Below are 15261 nucleotides of genomic sequence, written 5' to 3' on the forward strand. Positions count from 1 at the left end.
CGTTGCGCATACTGCAACAGCGTTCAGTGGATCTCGTCCACCAGCACATCCAGCATCCACGGCTTGCCCGCACCGGCCGCACCCGCCGCACCACCCGTCCCCGCAACCTCCACCACGTACCCCAGATCCCGCAACGCCTCCACCAGCTCCGCCGGGCCCGCCGGAACGACCCCGGTCTCCATGAGGCTCCGTACGATGCGCCCCTTCGTCGCCTTGTTGAAGTGGCTGACGACCTTCCGGGTCGGCGCGTGCAGCACCCGTACGCTCGCCGTACGCCCCGCGACCTCACCCTTCGGCTTCCACGCGGCCGCGTACGCCGCCGACCGCAGGTCGAGGACGAGCCCGCTCCCGGCGGCCTCGGGCAGCACGGCGGCCATCGGCGCACGCCAGTGCGCGCCCAGCGCCCCGAGACCGGGCAGCTTCACCCCCATCGAGCAGCGGTACGAGGGAATCCGGTCCGTCACCCGGACCGCCCCCCACAGCCCCGAGAAGACGAGCAGCGAACGCGCCGCCCGCCGCTTGCCCGCGGTGTCGAGGGAGGCCAGGTCCAGGGCGTCGTACAGCACGCCCGTGTAGATCTCCCCGGCGGGCCGCGCCCCCGCGGTCCGCAGCTCCGTGTTCTTGGCGACCTCGCCGCGCAGGCCCTCGCTCAGCCCGAGCACCTCGCGCGCCTTCTCCTCGTCGGCCGCGCACAGCTCGACCAGCTCGTCGAGGACCGCCTGGCGTGCCTCGGCGAGCCCCGGCAGCGACAGCGACTCCGGCTTCAACGGCGCGCCCCGCCCGGAGGGAGCCTTTCCTTCGGACGGCGGCAACAACACGAGCACGGCGGATCTCCCTGGGGCTTTCGGTACGTAGGCGGAGCACCCGCCAGCCTACGGGGTGCCGCCCGCCGCACCCCGTCCTACGCTCGTCGTGTGCCCCGCCGCCGGATACGAGCGACCGACGCAGCCGAGACCCCGCTGCGGGCCGCGCTGCGCGCCCTGCGCACCGAACTGGGCGTCCCCGAGGACTTCCCGCCGGACGTGCTCGCCGAAGCCGAACGCGCCGCCCGCGAGCCGACGGCGCCGGACCCCGGCACGAGGGCCGACGCGACGGACATCCCCTTCTTCACCGTCGACCCGCCCACCTCCACCGACCTCGACCAGGCCATGCACCTCTCGCGCCGCCCGCACGGCTATCGGGTGCGGTACGCGATCGCCGACGTGGCCGCCTTCGTCGTACCCGGCGCCGCACTGGACGCCGAAGCCCACCGCCGGGTCACCACGCTCTACTTCCCGGATGGGAAGACCCCGCTGCACCCGCCGGCGCTGAGCGAGGGCGCCGCGAGCCTGCTCCCGGACGGGGCCCGCCCGGCCGTCCTGTGGACGATCGACCTGGACGCGGACGGCGCCCCGACCGCGACCGACGTACGCCGTGCCCTGGTCCGCAGCCGGGCCAAGCTCGACTACGCGGGCGTACAGCGGCAGATCGACGCGGGCACGGCCGAGGAACCCCTCGCCCTCCTCAAGGACATCGGGCTGCTGCGCGAGCAGCGGGAGGTGGACCGCGGCGGCATCTCCCTCGACGTCCCCGAGCAGGAGATCATCGAGCGACCCGCCCCCGACGGGATCCGCGCCCCCGACGGGACCCGCGCCCCCGATAGGACCCAGACCCACGGCGGCACGTACGAACTCGTCTACCGTGCCCCGCTGCCCGCCGAGGGCTGGAACGCGCAGATCTCCCTCCTCACCGGCATGGCCGCCGCCGAGCTGATGCTCACGCACGGCACCGGCATCCTGCGCACGCTCCCGACCGCCCCCGACGGCGCGGTCGGCCGGCTGCGGCGCACCGCGCACGCGCTGCGCATCGACTGGCCGCACCACGTCTCGTACGCGCGCCTCATCCGTTCCCTCGACCCGCACCGGCCGCACCACGCGGCCTTCCTCCAGGAGTGCACGACACTGCTGCGCGGCGCCGGCTACACCCCCTTCCGGGACGGGGCGGTCCCCGGGATCACCACGCACGCCGCCGTCGCCGCGCCCTACACCCACTGCACGGCCCCGCTGCGCCGCCTCGTCGACCGGTACGCCTCCGAACTGTCCCTGGCCGCAGCCGCGGGCGCCGCCCCGCCCGAGTGGGTGCTCGCCGCGCTCGACGAACTGCCCGCCCGGATGGCCGAGGGCAACCGCAGGGCGGGCCAGGCCGAGCGCGGATGCGTGGACATCGTCGAGGCGGCCCTGCTCAAGGACCGCGTCGGCGAACTCTTCGACGCCACCGTCGTGGACGTACAGGAGCGCGAACCCACCGTGGGAACGGTCCAGTTGGAGGTGCCTGCCGTCGTCGCCCGCATCGAGAGCGGGAACGGGACGGCGCTGCCGCTGGGGGAGCGGCTGCGGGTACGGCTCACCCGGGCCGACCCGGGGACGGCGAAGGTGCTGTTCGCTCCCGCGTGAGCGGAGCGGGCTGTACGGGCGAGGGCTGTACGGGCGGGGGCTGTACGGCCTTGCGTATCGCGCGTACCAGCGCGTCGGACTCGTCGGCGTGGAAGCGGATCAGCCGTACGTCCCGGGGGCGCCCCAGGAAGCTCAAGTGCCTTACCGGGGCGTCCAGTTCGAGGGTGACCGTGGTCTGCGCGGCCATCGGCAGATCCAGTCGGCCCTCGGTCCGTTCGTGCGTGGTGACCAACTCCCGTCGTACGGAGGCGATCGAGGACAGCGGGACGCGCAGATCGACATGGGCGGCGCGGCGGACGCGCAGGACCGTGTCGCCGAGGACGTGCGGACGGGTCACGGACGCCGCGTGCATACCGACGACGAGCAGCAGCGTGTAGACGTCGAGGGCGAGCACGACCCGGTGCACGGCGGGATGGTTGCGCAGCAGCACCGCCATGCAGGCGCTCTCCAGGACACACACGAACCCGAGACCGAACATCATGGCGCCCTGCCCCCGGGCGTACCCGAAGGCCCGCCCTTGTCCCGGCCCCGGCCCGACACCGTGCGGGCGACGGGCCACCCACCGGCCGATGCTCGCCAGCAGCCGCGCCTCGTGCGCGACGAGCCGCCGTACGCGTCCGGCCGTCATCGCCCGCGCTCCGGACGGCCGTGTTCGGGGCGGGCGCGTTGCACGAGGAGCTGGATCGTGCGCAGGACGGCCGCGGACTGCGCGGGCGGGAAGTCGTCGAGGAAGGCGCTCAGGAAGCCGCCGCCGTCCGCCTCGGGCCCGTCCGGGTCGAAGCCGTCGAGGCCGAGGCCGTCCAGACCCAGGCCGGCCAGGGCCTCGTCCGGGAGGCAGTCGGCGATGGCGTGGGCGGCCTCCTCGACGCGCGGGTCGGCCGGGTCGGCGTCCGCGAGCTCGTCCAGCAGCGTGTAGGCCGCGTGCGCCCGCTCCGGGGCGCCCGGCACATCCGCGGTGGCGCGCAGCGCCGACAGCAGCCGCTCCCGTTCCTTCGGGGCCGCGACCGTTTCGAGCAGGGCGATCATCTCGCGGTCCTTCGCGGCGATCGCCGGCTCCGGATGGCGGGTCATCTCGCCGAAGATGGCGGCGAGTTCGGGGGAAACGGGACCCTCCGCGGGTATCCGGCCCGCGTCGAGCAGGGCGCGCAGCCGCAGCCGCCTCGCCCGGATGGCCGCCTCCTGGCGTGCCAGGTCGTCGTCGAGTTCCGCGAGCACCTCGGCGAGGTCGCGGCCGGCGTCGTCCGCGAGGACGTCCCGTACCTCGGTGAGCCCGAGCCCCAGCTCGGTCAGCCGTCTGATCCGGGCCAGCGCGACGGCGTGCCGCAGCCCGTAGTCGCGGTAGCCGTTGGGGCGCCGCTCGGGCTCGGGCAGCAGCCCGAGCTGGTGGTAGTGCCGCACGGTCCGCGTCGTGACGCCGACGGCCGCGGCGAGCTCTCCGATCCGCATGACCTCAGTAGAAACGTTGACGTTGCGGCAAGGTCAAGCGAGCCGCACCGCGGATGGGCATGGAAACGGGGCCGGGTGCGTTGCGCTTGCGAGGGGGTGCATCCATGGGGGAGGCGGACGGGCATGAACACGGCGGACGCGGGAGAGACGGGGGCCCGGTACGCGCGGGCGGGCGTGAGCAGGCCGTCTGGACGAGGGCGACCCTCGGCGGCACCGGCCGGCCGCTCGACCTGCTGACGGCCAGATTCGACCGCCACAGGTACGCGCCCCACGCGCACGACGAGTTCACCATCGGGGTCTGCGTCGCGGGCGCCGAGGTCATCGACTACCGCGGCGGCCGGATCCGTCCGGGCCCCGGTTCGATCGTGGTCCTGGGCCCCGACGAGGTGCACACGGGCGGCCCGGCCGAGACCGCCGGAGGCTACGCGTACCGCGCTCTGTACGCGGAGACACCCCTGCTCACCGAGGGCACCCTGGGCATCCCGAACTTCCGCGAACCACTCCTCGACGACCCCGAACTGGCCGCCGCCCTGCGCCTGACGCACACCGAACTCAGCGCCTGCCCGGACCCCCTGGAGACCGAGTCCCGGGTGCCGTGGCTGCTCACGGCCCTGGCCCGCCGCCACTCCTCGGCGCGCCACGTACGCGACACGATCCCGGGCGCGGGCCGCGTGGCGGAGGCGGTACGCGACCGCCTCGCCGACGAACTCCTGGCCCCGCCCTCCCTGGCGGCCCTGGCGGCGGACCTCGGCCTGTCCCGCTACCAACTCCTCCGCGCCTTCCGTACGAGCATGGGGATGCCGCCGTACGCATGGCTCGCCCAGTACCGGGTGAACCGCGCCCGCTGCCTGCTGGAAGCGGGCCACCGCCCCGCCGAGACGGCCGCTCTCGTGGGCTTCGCGGACCAGGCACACCTCACCCGCTGGTTCCGGCGGGTGCTGGGGGTGACGCCTGCGGCGTACCGCAACAGCGTTCAAGACGCCCGACGCTGACCCGCCCCAGACTGCGCGCATGACTGCACGCGGCTGGTTTCTCTTCTCCCTCATGGGAGTCCTCTGGGGCATCCCGTATCTGATGATCAAAGTGGCGGTGGACGGTGGCATGTCCGCGTCCATGGTGGTGTTCGCACGCTGTGCGGTGGGCGCGGCGCTGCTCCTCCCCTTCGCGGTCCGCCAGGGAAACCTGATCAACGTCGTACGAGCACACTGGCGCCCCATGCTGGCCTTCGCGTGCATAGAGATCATCGGCCCGTGGTGGACCCTGACCGACGCCGAACGCCACCTCTCCAGCTCGACGGCGGGCCTGCTGATCGCGGGCGTACCGATCGTGGGCGTCCTCCTGGCCCGCTTCTTCGGCGACACGGAACACCTGGGCGCCCGCCGCACGCTCGGCCTCGCACTGGGCCTCGGCGGCGTCGCGGTTCTCACCGTCCCGCACCTGACGGGCGGCGACGCCCGTTCCCTCACGGAAATGCTGATCACGGTGGTGGGCTACGCGACGGCCCCCTTGATCATGGCGCGCTACCTCCGCCAGATCCCGACCCTGCAACTGATAGCCCCGTGCCTGCTCCTGTCCGCCGTGGTCTACGCCCCGGCGGCGGCCCTGCAATGGCCCGCCACGCTTCCCTCCCTCCCGGTCCTGGCCTCTCTCGCGGGCCTGGGAGTGATCTGCACGGCGCTCGCGTTCGTGGCCTTCCTGGAGCTGATCAGGGAGGTGGGACCGACCCGGGCGGTGGTCTTCACGTACGTCAACCCGGCGGTGGCGGTGACGGCGGGCGTCCTGTTCCTGGACGAGGAACTGACGGCGGGAGTGGTGGCGGCCTTCACCCTGATCCTGCTGGGCTCGTTCCTGGCGACGGCCTCGGGACGGCGGCGGGGCGAACGCCCGGTAGCATGGTCGACACGGCAGACGAGCCGGGCGGACGGCCGCGTGGAGTCCCCTTCGGGGGCGCTTCCCGAGGAACGTCCGGGCTCCACAGGGCAGGGTGGTGGCTAACGGCCACCCGGGGTGACCCGCGGGACAGTGCCACAGAAAACAAACCGCCCGGGACCTCGGTCCCGGGTAAGGGTGAAACGGTGGTGTAAGAGACCACCAGCGCCTGAGGTGACTCAGGCGGCTAGGTAAACCCCACCCGGAGCAAGGTCAAAAGGAGCGCGGTAAAAGGCGCTCTGCGAGGACGTTCGAGGGCTGCCCGCCCGAGTCCCCGGGTAGACCGCACGAGGCCGGCGGCAACGCCGGCCCTAGATGGATGGCCGTCTCCCCGGCCGCCGCGAGGCGCCCGGGCGACAGAACCCGGCGTACAGCCCGACTCGTCTGCCCGTAACGCCCTCACCGGGCGCCCGGGACCGGCGGGTCAGCGGGTGGAAGTGACCCGGTTCTCCTTCAGGGACGCGCAGTTCGAGCCCGTGATCTGGACGAAGACGTTGTTGATGCTGCCGCCCCAGTCGATGCAGTGGCCCTTGCCGTAGACGTACGCCGGGCCCGCGTACGACGTGTACGCGCCGTCGTCGCCGGCGCCTTCCTGGGTTTCGGGGACGTAGACGTACGCGGACATGTTCACCGCGGTGCCCGGGTTGTTGCGGATCGTCGCCACACAGTTCTGGCCGTTCGAGGCGTTGTACGTCAGATAGACGGTGCCCTGGGTGCCGATGGCCGCCGAGTTCACGGTCTTGTAGGCGCTTCCGCAGACCTTCTGCGGTGTGGTGTTGGGCGCGGCCGAGGCGGGCACCGCCAGCGCGGTCGTGGTCCCCACCGCCAGTGCGGCGAACGCGGCAGCGGTCAGGACGGAACGGTTGAATCGCATGCTTCCCCCTTGTGATCCATGATCTGTGGTGCGAGACCCGTGGTGCGACTTCTGTGGTTCGCGGGGTTCAGTGTCCGTGCCTGTGCTGACGTGCCGCAAAGCTTTCAACGATGGTCGAATAGTCCGGGCCCGGGAGGACCGAACAGTGCCTCGCTCACTTGCCGTACGCCTGCCTCCAGCGTGCCCGGTGGCGGGAGTCCCCCTGGCCCCGGCCGTTCACGCCCCATAAGGAGGCGAGCGGGACTCCGTTGTTCCAGAGCCCCAGGTGGTCCCGGTGCACGGCGAGGATTCCGTGCTCGACCGCGAACTCCTCGGAAGGGCGGCTGAAGCGCGTGGTCGCCACGAAGACGGCCAGATCTGCCCGGAAATGCACCTTGGCGCCCAACAGATCACGCAGTTCGCGGCTCGCGATCGTGCTGCTCGGTGTGTACCGCTTGCACTGGATCACCATGGTCCGGCCGTCCGGGAGCCGCCCGAGGACATCGGCGCCGTTGTCGTGCGAACCGCCCACCCGGCGGACCTCCGTACATCCGTCGCGGCGGCACAGACCGGCGACCAGTTCCTCGAACTCCGTGCCGGTCATGGCGTCCACCTGCGCGAGAGTCCGGCGGCCGGCCTCCACCTCGTCGTTCCGACGCCAGCGGCGGTCCTGCGCGCGCACCACCCGGTCCGTGCGCCACAGCCACCAGCCCACCGTCCCGATACCGCCGAGGATCACGGCGGCCAGGACGTACGGCCACACGGTCGACCAGGACAACGCGAGGAGGCCGAGCAGCACCACGCCGCCGGTCACGGCCGCCTTCACCCGTGCACGTGCCTGTGCCTGTGCTTTCTGCCGCTTACGAGCAGCCATCCCCGTACCCTCCTGACCTTCCGCCGTTCCGCCGTTCCGTTGGGCAGTCTGGGCAGTACGTCGGTGGGCCGGAAGAGCGCGAGTCGGCCATGGTCCGAGCGTCCTTCGCGCCTCACTCGCCGGTGACGGCCGACGCCAGGCCGACCGTCTCCGACGAGGTCCGGCGGTCGGTCAGGGCGCCACCGCCTGACCTGTCTGCGGGGAGATGCGGCCGGCGCACAGGCCGCGGGCGGTCAGGTTCTGCGCTATGCGCGGGATCGCGGCGAGCGTGTTGGCCGGCCAGTCGTGCATGAGGATGACCTGGCCGTTGCCGAGCCGTCCGACGGCCTGCACGATCGCGTCCGTGCTCGCGTTGTTCCAGTCCTGCGAGTCCACGTTCCAGATGATCTCGGTCAGCCCGTACTTGGCCTCGACCGCCCGCACCGTCGCGTTGGTCTCGCCGTACGGCGGTCGGAACAGTTTCGGCGTACCGCCGCCCGCCGCCGCGATCGCCTGCTGGGTCCGCGAGATCTCCGAGTCGATCTGCGCCTGGCCCAGTTGCGTCAGATGCGGGTGGCTGTAGCTGTGGTTGCCGACCCACATGCCCGCGCCGACCTGGGCCTGGACCCGGGACGGGTTGGCGGCGGCGTAATTGCCCTGGTTGAACATCGTGGCCCGCAGCCCGTTCCGGGTGAGCGCGCTGAGGAGGGCCGGTGTGCTGCTGGACGGGCCGTCGTCGAAGGTCAGCCCGACGTATCCGGTGCAGGCGGCGGCGTGCGCCGGGGCGGCGCCGACGGTGAGCGTGCCCGCCGCCGTCAGCGCGACGGCGGCCACCGCCGTCGTCCAGGGACGCGGCCGGGCGCCGGCGATCACGCCGCCACCGTGATGCTTGAGCTGCCGCTGCTCTGATAACCCTCGGTCGCGAGGATCATGTAGTACTTGAACGTGCCGAGCGGCATCCCGGCCCGTGCCCACGCGTCGAAGTGGTTGCCGGTGGTGATGCTGCCGCCGGTCCTCCTCGACTGCCGGACGCTCCAGTACTGGTTGAAGGTCTTCGTGCCCTCGACGGACGGGGCGTTGTACCGCGTCGTCTGGTAGATGTCGTACGTGCCGCCGTCGCTGCTGACCGTGCCCTTGTACGTGCCCGTGGGCCGGTACGTGCCCCAGTTGTCGACGATGTAGTACTCGACGAGCGGGCTCGCCGTCCACCCGTAGAGGGTCAGGTAGGCGTTGCCGGACGGGTTGAAGGCGCCGGAGTACGTCACGGTCCTGCGGCTGCCGTTGCTCCAGCCCTTGCCGGCCACGAAGTTCCCGGTGTTCCTCCAGGTGGTGCCGTAGCTGCCGCCGGAGCCCAGGTTCATGGAGACCGTGCCCTGTGCGTCCGTCCAGAACGAGTAGTAGTACCCGTTGTTCGTGCCGGTCTGGTTCGTGGTGACGACCGTGTCGGCGTGGGCCGTGCCGGGGAGCGTGAGCGCGGTCGCGGCGCCCAGCAGCAGGGCGCAGGCCTGCCTGCGGTTCGGCTGTGCGGGGGTGAGGTTCATGTGCGGGTTCCCTCCGTCTTCCACGGGGCGGGTTTGGTCGAACAGTGTTGACCTGGACCCGTCAAGCGTCAACAGTTTCGCCCATGATTACGAAACATTCGTGTCGCGTGAGGCGATACGGAAGGTCTAATTGCCTGCTCAGGGGTGCCGGGCGACGACTGTGCGGCACGCTCCGCGAAATGCCCATCCGGGAGAGATCAAATAAACCAGGTCACATCTTCGAATGTTTCGATGAACTTACGGAGCGAAGCGTCGCGGCATCATTCGGCGGCCTGGGCCGCCCCGGGCCCTTCCGTCCCCCATCCCGCCGCCCTCGCCGTGCCGATGAGCAGCGGCCAGAGCGCGGCGGCCATCGTCTCGGGGGTGCCGGGGCAGCCGCGGCGGAGCCAGTCGACGACCGTGCCGAGCACCGCGCCCGCCACGAACGCGGCAGCCGGATCGTGCGGGATGTCCGCCGGGTCCTCGCCGGTGGGCGCAGGCGCCGGCGAGGGGCGCACGGGGACGTCGGCCGCCCCTGCCGCCCCCGCTGTCTCGGCCGGGACGCGGCGGACGTGGGCCGCGACCGTCATCCGGTGCAGCAGGTGGTTGATGACGCGGGCGCTGCCGTCGTCGCCCAGCAGGGCCCGGTAGAGCGGGGCGTGTTCGGCGACGTGCGCGAACAGCTCCGGCAGCAGCTCGACCGTGGGGCTGCCCTCGGCGTTGAGCGGCGGGACGACCGTCGGGCTGGCCGCCACCAGTTCGTCGAAGACCGTCGTGCACGCGGCGGCGGCCAGATCGTGCACGTCGGTGTAGTGCTCGTAGAACGTCGACCGGTTGACGCTCGCGCGCTTGGTGATGTCGGAGACCGAGATCTGGCTGAGGTCGCGCTCGGCGATGAGTTCCCGCAGGGCGGTCTCCAGGGCGGAGCGGGAGCGGCGGGTGCGGGGGTCCATGGAGCGCGCGGGCATGGCCCGAGCCTATCCTTTCCGGCACTTGTCGGATAACCGACACGTGCTGGATAGTGAAGGCCCGGCTGAGCACGGGCCGCGCGCCCGTGCGGACCTCCAGGAGGACCACCGATGAGCCCCACCAGCACGCGTGCCACAGGACTGTCCGGCAAGTCGGTCGTCGTCACCGGAGCCGGTTCCGGGATCGGCCGCGCCGCCGCGCTGCGCTTCGCGGCGGAAGGCGCCCGCGTCGTCCTCGCCGACATCAACGCCGACGGTACGAAAGCGGTCGCGGAGGAGATCTCCGGGACCGGCGGCGCCGCCGTCGCCGTGATCGGGGACCTCGGCGATCAGCAGGTCGTCGACCAGGTCGTCGCCACCGCCGTGGGCACCTTCGGAGGCATCGACGTGCTGGTCAACAACGCGGGCGTCATAGACAGGATGTCGGCCGCCGCCGACACCGCCGACGAGGAGTGGGAGCGCGTCCTGCGGATCAATCTGACCGCGCCGTTCCTGCTCAGCAGGGCCGCGCTGCCCCACCTCCTGGCGAGCGGCGACGCGGCGATCGTGTTCACCGCCTCCGAGGCGTCCCTGCGGGGCAGTGCCGCCGGCACCGCGTACACGGTCTCCAAACACGGTGTGCTCGGCCTCGTCAAGTCCCTCGCCGTCATGTACCGAGCCAAGGGAGTGCGGACGAACGCGATCGCCCCGGGCGGCACGGTGACGGGCATCCAGGTCGACGTGGACGCGGAGGCGCACGGGCCGTCCGTGCTGATGGGCTACATGGGCAACATCGGCCGTACGGCGACGGCCGACGAAAAGGCCGCCGCCATCGTCTTCCTGGCCTCCGGTGCCGCGAGCAACATCAACGGGGTCGTCCTCCCGGTGGACAACGGCTGGTCCGCCGTCTAGGACGGGTTCAAGTCGGGTCAGCCGAGAGGGTTGTCCCTGGTGCGCAGGGTGGCCAGGACGGGCGCGTACATACGGGACTTGATGGTGCCGAGGGTCGGTCCGGCCTTGCCCGCCTGTGCCGCGGCCAGTTCCACCGCCTTCGCGCGTACGGCGTCCTCGGCCACCGCGTGGTCGACGAGCCCGGCGGCCAGGGCGTCGCCGCCTCCGTAGCGGCGGGCGGTGAGCATGGCCTCGTGGGCGGCACGCGGATGCAGCCGGGACTGGATCAGCGCGGACATGCCCGGGGTGAAGGGGATGTTGATCTCGGCCTCGGGCAGGCACCAGTACCCGCGGTCGGCCCGCATCACACGGAAGTCGTGGGCCAGGGAGAACATCGCGCCGGCCGCGAAGGTGTGCCCCTGCAGGGCGGCCACGGTGATCACGGGCAGGGACAGCGTCCGCGCGAGCAGCTCCTGCACGCCGACGACGTAGTCCTCCTGCTGGTCGGCGTGCGCGAACAGCCAGTCCAGGTCGAGGCCGTTGGAGTAGAACTTGCCGGTGGCGGCGGTCACCAGGGCGCGCGGCCCCTCCGCCTTCTCGACCTCGTCCAGCGCGGCGCTGACGGAGGCGAGCCAGTCGGGGTGGAAACGGTTCTCGCCGTCTCCGAGATCGAGAACGAATACGTCGTCCTGGCGGTCGAGTGTCGGCACGGTGACTCCTTCGGACTGACGCTTCCCTCGCCGGCAGTGCGGGTGTCTTCACCGTCGCCTCCGCCATGAGGCTACCTGCGGGTAACTTATGGCACGCGGTGCGGGTGCGCAACGGTTTCGAGGAGCCGCTCGTCGAGTCGGGTCGCCCGTAGTGGCCGGTTTCGGTCTCCACCCTGTGGGAGCGCTTCCATCACAGTCATGACCATGCCATGCGGCCGGCCCCGTCGCGTGGTGCCGCTCCACCGCACCACACCCACAGCCGCGATCCGGAAAGGACAGACATGTCCGCCACTGGCAGTAATACCGCGCGCAGACACCCGCGTCCGGGGCCCGCAGTGCTCTTCGCGGCACTGGTGTCCCTGCTCGCGACGGCGCTCCTCGGCGCGCCCGGGGCCGCCGCCCGCGAGCCGGCCGAAACGGCGCCCGCCGCGGCGCCCGGTGCCGCGGTGGACGCCGAGCCCGCGCCGGGTGCCGTACCCACCGCGGCCCTCACCGAGGTCACCGGTTTCGGCAGCAACCCCAGCAACCTCCAGATGTACCTCTACGTACCGGACAGCGTCACCGCGAACCCCGCCGTGGTGGTGGCCGTCCACTACTGCACGGGTTCCGGCCCGGCGATGTACTCCGGCACCGAGTACGCCTCGCTCGCCGACCAGTACGGGTTCATCGTCGTGTACCCGTCGGTCACCCGCGCCAGCAAGTGCTTCGACGTCTCCTCGCCCCAGGCGCTGACCCGCGGCGGGGGCAGCGATCCGGTCGGCATCAAGTCGATGGTCGACTGGGTGACACGCACCTACTCCGCCGACACCGACCGCGTCTTCGCCACCGGTATCTCCTCCGGCGCGATGATGACGAACGTCCTGCTCGGCGACTACCCGGACGTGTTCGCCGCGGGCGCCGCGTTCTCGGGCGTACCGTTCGGCTGCTTCGCCACCACGGACGGCTCCGAGTGGAACAGTGCCTGCTCCGGCGGCACCGTGCTCCACACCCCGCAGGAGTGGGGCGACCTGGTCCGCAACGCCTACCCCGGCTACACCGGTCCGAGGCCGCGTATGCAGGTGTGGCACGGCACCGAGGACGACGTGCTGCGCTACCCCAACTTCGGGGAGGAGATCGAGCAGTGGACGAACGTGCTGGGCGTCAGCCAGACCCCGGCCGCCACCGACTCGCCCCAGTCCGGCTGGACCCGTACCCGCTACGGGGCCACCGGTGACCAGGCCCCCGTCGAGGCCGTCAGCCTTCAGGGCATCGGCCACAACCTGTACGCCTGGGGCATGGCGGCCCGCGTCCTCACCTTCTTCGGCCTGGACAGTTCGGGTCCCGGCCCTCAACCCCAGCCCGGCGCCTGCAAGGTGACCGCCACGACCAGCGCCTGGAACACGGGCCTGACCGGCTCCGTGACGATCACCAACACCGGTACCTCCCGCATCGAGGGCTGGCGGCTGGGCTTCACCCTGCCGTCCGGGCAGAGCATCACCAACGGCTGGGGCGCCGCGTACGCCCCGGCGAGCGGCGCGGTGACGGCCACGAACGCCTCGTACAACGGCACGATCGCGGCGAACGCGAGTGTCAGCATCGGCTATCAGGCGAGTCATACGGGCAACAGTGCGGCGCCGGCCGCTTTCACTCTCAACGGCACTGCTTGCAGCGGTGGCTGAGTGCGTACGCAACCGCTACGGTCCGTGCTGCCGTCGGGAAAGCACTCGTTCGTCCGTCTCCTCACCCCCTTCGTCCTCGTCCTGGTCCTCGCCGTGAGCGCGTCCGCCGTGGTGGCCCTCGTCGAGGGGGCACGGGGTGCGGACCGTGGTTCCGGCGGGCCGGCCGGGTCGGGCGCCCGGCACTGGGTCAACACCTGGACCGCGATGCCGCAGCTCACCGAGCCGGGCAACATGCCGCCCCCGCCGTTCACCGAGGAGCGGGCCGTCCTCGCCGACACCACCCTGCGGCAGACCGTACGGGTCTCGACCGGCGGCGGGCGGATCCGGCTGCGGTTCTCCAACGCGTTCGGCGACACCACGCTGCCCCTCACCGCCGTGAGCGTGGCGCTTCCGCTCGGCGGGCGGGCCGGAGTCAGCGCCGTCGAACCGGGCTCGCCGCGGCGCGTGACCTTCGCCGGACGCGCGTCGGCGACCGTGCCCGTCGGGGCCCAACTCGTCTCCGACCCCCTGGACTTCGCCCTGCAACCGGGCTCGGTGCTGACCGTGACCGCCTACCTCGCCGAGGGGCAGCCGTCCACCGCGCTCACCTCGCACCCCGGGTCGCGCACCACCTCGTACCTCCAGAAGGCCGGTCACGCCGACCGCACCCGGGACCTGGACCTCCCGGGGGCGACCGCCGTCGACCACTGGTACCTCCTCAGCGATGTCGAGGTGCTTTCCGCCCCCGGAACGGCGGCGGTCGCCGTGCTCGGCGACTCGCTGACCGACGGGCGCGGCTCCACCACCAACGGGAACGACCGCTGGACCGACCGCCTGCTGGACCGGCTCCGCGCGCATCCCGCGACCGGCGGGGTCGCGGTGCTCAACCAGGCCGCGGGCGGCAACCGCGTCCTCGCCGACGGTCTCGGCCCCAACGTCCTCGCCCGCCTGGACCGGGACGTCCTGTCCCGCAGCGGAGTCTCCTGGCTGGTCGTCTTCGAGGGGGTCAACGACCTCGGAACCGCCCCCGCCACGCCCACCGCCCAGCGCCGCGTCACGACCGAACTGATCGCCGCGTACGAGCAGATCGTCGTCCGGGCGCACGCGCAGGGCATCCGCGTGTACGGGGCCACGCTGACGCCGTTCGGCGGCAACGCGATGTACGACGACCCCGACGGGCACCGTGAGGCGTCCCGGCAGGAGGTCAACTCCTGGATCCGTACGAGTGGACGCTTCGACGCGGTCGTCGACCTCGACCGGGCCGTCCGTGACCCGGCGGACCCGCGGCGCCTGCGGTCCGCGCTGCACGACGGGGACTGGCTGCACCTCAATCCGCAGGGGTACCGGACGCTGGCCGCCGCGGTGCCGCTCCGGCTGTTCCGGACGCGAAACGGCTGACCGGCCCGGTCAGGCGGTCTTCTCCGCGGGGTCGGCGGGCAGGGGCAGGGGCGGAGGCAGGAGGTCGTGGAGCTGTGTGTATCGCTGGGCGCAGGCCGTCCGCGCGATGGCCTGCGAGACGGCGGCGGCCAGCGGGCCCGTGGACTCGCTCAGCAGTCGGCGGGCCTTGTCCGTGAGGGCCACCTCGATACCGCGCCGGTCGCCGCACGCGGAGTTCTTGGTGATGAGCCCCGCGTGCTGCAGACAGGCGACCTGGTACGTCAGCCGGGTCTTCGGGCGGCCCAGCAGTTCCGCGATGCGGGTCATCCGCAGGCTGGAGCCCGGCTGGTCCGCCAGCAGGCACAGCACCAGGAACTCGTCGTGCGAGACACCCATGGCGTCCTTCACGCGCGCACGCAGCTGCTGCTCGATCGCGCCGGCCGCCGCCAGCAGGCGCATCCAGGAACGGAGTTCGGCGGGCAGGAGGCCGTCCGGCAACCCGTTCGCCAGGCCGTCCTCCGGCGCGCCCTCCACCGCTTCGTCGTCCGGCGGGACGGAAGCGGGCTGGTCGGCGGGGGCGGGGGAGTCGGCCATGGTGTCGCAGTCTACCGGTTGTCCATTTTTGGATGACCCGCTAGCGTGGAGTCATCCAAATTTGGACAACTG

At 72.0% G+C, this 15261-nt stretch carries 15 protein-coding genes, 1 other RNA gene and 1 pseudogene; 7 read left to right on the forward strand and 10 right to left on the reverse strand.

Annotation, left to right across the window (positions count from 1 at the left end):
* Positions 1–23 precede the first annotated feature (23 nt).
* Positions 24–824 carry a peroxide stress protein YaaA gene (yaaA, locus tag ACFWGJ_RS08220; protein WP_387321782.1) on the reverse strand — a complete coding sequence of 267 codons (801 nt, stop codon included), beginning with the start codon at positions 822–824 and terminating at the stop codon, positions 24–26.
* Positions 825–914: 90 nt separating this feature from the next.
* On the opposite strand from yaaA, the gene ACFWGJ_RS08225 reads away from it, so the two are divergent.
* Complete coding sequence (locus ACFWGJ_RS08225; RefSeq protein WP_387321783.1) at positions 915–2432, forward strand: RNB domain-containing ribonuclease; 1518 nt, start codon at positions 915–917, stop codon at positions 2430–2432.
* Here the strand turns inward: ACFWGJ_RS08225 and ACFWGJ_RS08230 are convergent.
* A complete protein-coding gene (locus ACFWGJ_RS08230) occupies positions 2383–3060 on the reverse strand; it encodes a hypothetical protein (RefSeq protein WP_381832899.1) in 678 nt (225 codons plus the stop codon). The genes ACFWGJ_RS08225 and ACFWGJ_RS08230 overlap by 50 nt on opposite strands.
* Positions 3057–3878: a MerR family transcriptional regulator gene (locus tag ACFWGJ_RS08235; RefSeq protein ID WP_387321784.1), complete on the reverse strand. Its 822-nt coding sequence runs from the start codon at positions 3876–3878 to the stop codon at positions 3057–3059. The genes ACFWGJ_RS08230 and ACFWGJ_RS08235 overlap by 4 nt, the downstream gene beginning before the upstream one ends.
* A 104-nt stretch (positions 3879–3982) precedes the next feature.
* Between ACFWGJ_RS08235 and ACFWGJ_RS08240 the strand changes: the two genes are divergently transcribed.
* From ACFWGJ_RS08240 to rnpB, 3 genes and pseudogenes are all read left to right on the forward strand, one after another.
* Positions 3983–4870, forward strand: coding sequence for an AraC family transcriptional regulator (locus ACFWGJ_RS08240; protein ID WP_387321785.1), 888 nt, complete (start codon positions 3983–3985; stop codon positions 4868–4870).
* 19 nt (positions 4871–4889) lie between these two features.
* Positions 4890–5720 (forward strand): annotated as a pseudogene (locus ACFWGJ_RS08245) (DMT family transporter); the annotation flags it as partial.
* Positions 5721–5787: 67 nt separating this feature from the next.
* An RNA gene (gene rnpB, locus ACFWGJ_RS08250) (RNase P RNA component class A) lies at positions 5788–6194 on the forward strand.
* A gap of 37 nt (positions 6195–6231) precedes the next feature.
* Here the strand turns inward: rnpB and ACFWGJ_RS08255 are convergent.
* The 5 genes from ACFWGJ_RS08255 to ACFWGJ_RS08275 form a co-directional block, all read right to left on the reverse strand.
* The gene (locus ACFWGJ_RS08255; RefSeq protein WP_387321786.1) at positions 6232–6681 is read right to left on the reverse strand and encodes a spore-associated protein; all 450 of its coding nucleotides are present in this window, start codon (positions 6679–6681) and stop codon (positions 6232–6234) included.
* A gap of 154 nt (positions 6682–6835) precedes the next feature.
* Positions 6836–7534: a restriction endonuclease gene (locus ACFWGJ_RS08260; protein ID WP_381834515.1), complete on the reverse strand. Its 699-nt coding sequence runs from the start codon at positions 7532–7534 to the stop codon at positions 6836–6838.
* A 171-nt stretch (positions 7535–7705) separates the two neighbouring features.
* Positions 7706–8386, reverse strand: a complete 681-nt coding sequence (locus tag ACFWGJ_RS08265) for a polysaccharide deacetylase family protein (protein ID WP_387321787.1) — start codon at positions 8384–8386, stop codon at positions 7706–7708.
* Positions 8383–9054, reverse strand: a complete 672-nt coding sequence (locus ACFWGJ_RS08270) for a glycoside hydrolase family 11 protein (RefSeq protein WP_387321789.1) — start codon at positions 9052–9054, stop codon at positions 8383–8385. Before ACFWGJ_RS08270 ends, ACFWGJ_RS08265 begins: the two co-directional genes overlap by 4 nt.
* A gap of 260 nt (positions 9055–9314) precedes the next feature.
* Entirely contained in the window at positions 9315–10001 is a 687-nt protein-coding gene (locus ACFWGJ_RS08275; RefSeq protein ID WP_387321791.1) for a TetR/AcrR family transcriptional regulator, read from the reverse strand.
* 111 nt (positions 10002–10112) lie between these two features.
* On the opposite strand from ACFWGJ_RS08275, the gene ACFWGJ_RS08280 reads away from it, so the two are divergent.
* A complete protein-coding gene (locus tag ACFWGJ_RS08280; RefSeq protein WP_387321792.1) occupies positions 10113–10892 on the forward strand; it encodes an SDR family NAD(P)-dependent oxidoreductase in 780 nt (259 codons plus the stop codon).
* Positions 10893–10909: 17 nt separating this feature from the next.
* Here ACFWGJ_RS08280 and ACFWGJ_RS08285 read toward each other — a convergent pair whose 3' ends face one another.
* Positions 10910–11581, reverse strand: coding sequence for an enoyl-CoA hydratase-related protein (locus ACFWGJ_RS08285; protein ID WP_387321793.1), 672 nt, complete (start codon positions 11579–11581; stop codon positions 10910–10912).
* Between the two features lie 281 nt (positions 11582–11862).
* On the opposite strand from ACFWGJ_RS08285, the gene ACFWGJ_RS08290 reads away from it, so the two are divergent.
* Entirely contained in the window at positions 11863–13239 is a 1377-nt protein-coding gene (locus ACFWGJ_RS08290; RefSeq protein ID WP_387321794.1) for a PHB depolymerase family esterase, read from the forward strand.
* Positions 13240–13266: 27 nt separating this feature from the next.
* Positions 13267–14616, forward strand: a complete 1350-nt coding sequence (locus ACFWGJ_RS08295) for an SGNH/GDSL hydrolase family protein (protein WP_387321812.1) — start codon at positions 13267–13269, stop codon at positions 14614–14616.
* A gap of 9 nt (positions 14617–14625) precedes the next feature.
* On the opposite strand, the gene ACFWGJ_RS08300 is transcribed toward ACFWGJ_RS08295, so the two are convergent.
* On the reverse strand, positions 14626–15189 hold the full coding sequence (locus ACFWGJ_RS08300) for a MarR family winged helix-turn-helix transcriptional regulator (protein WP_387321795.1): 564 nt from the start codon (positions 15187–15189) through the stop codon (positions 14626–14628).
* Positions 15190–15261 lie beyond the last annotated feature (72 nt).

It is taken from the genome of Streptomyces sp. NPDC060205 (assembly GCF_042728395.1).
Taxonomy (GTDB): domain Bacteria; phylum Actinomycetota; class Actinomycetes; order Streptomycetales; family Streptomycetaceae; genus Streptomyces.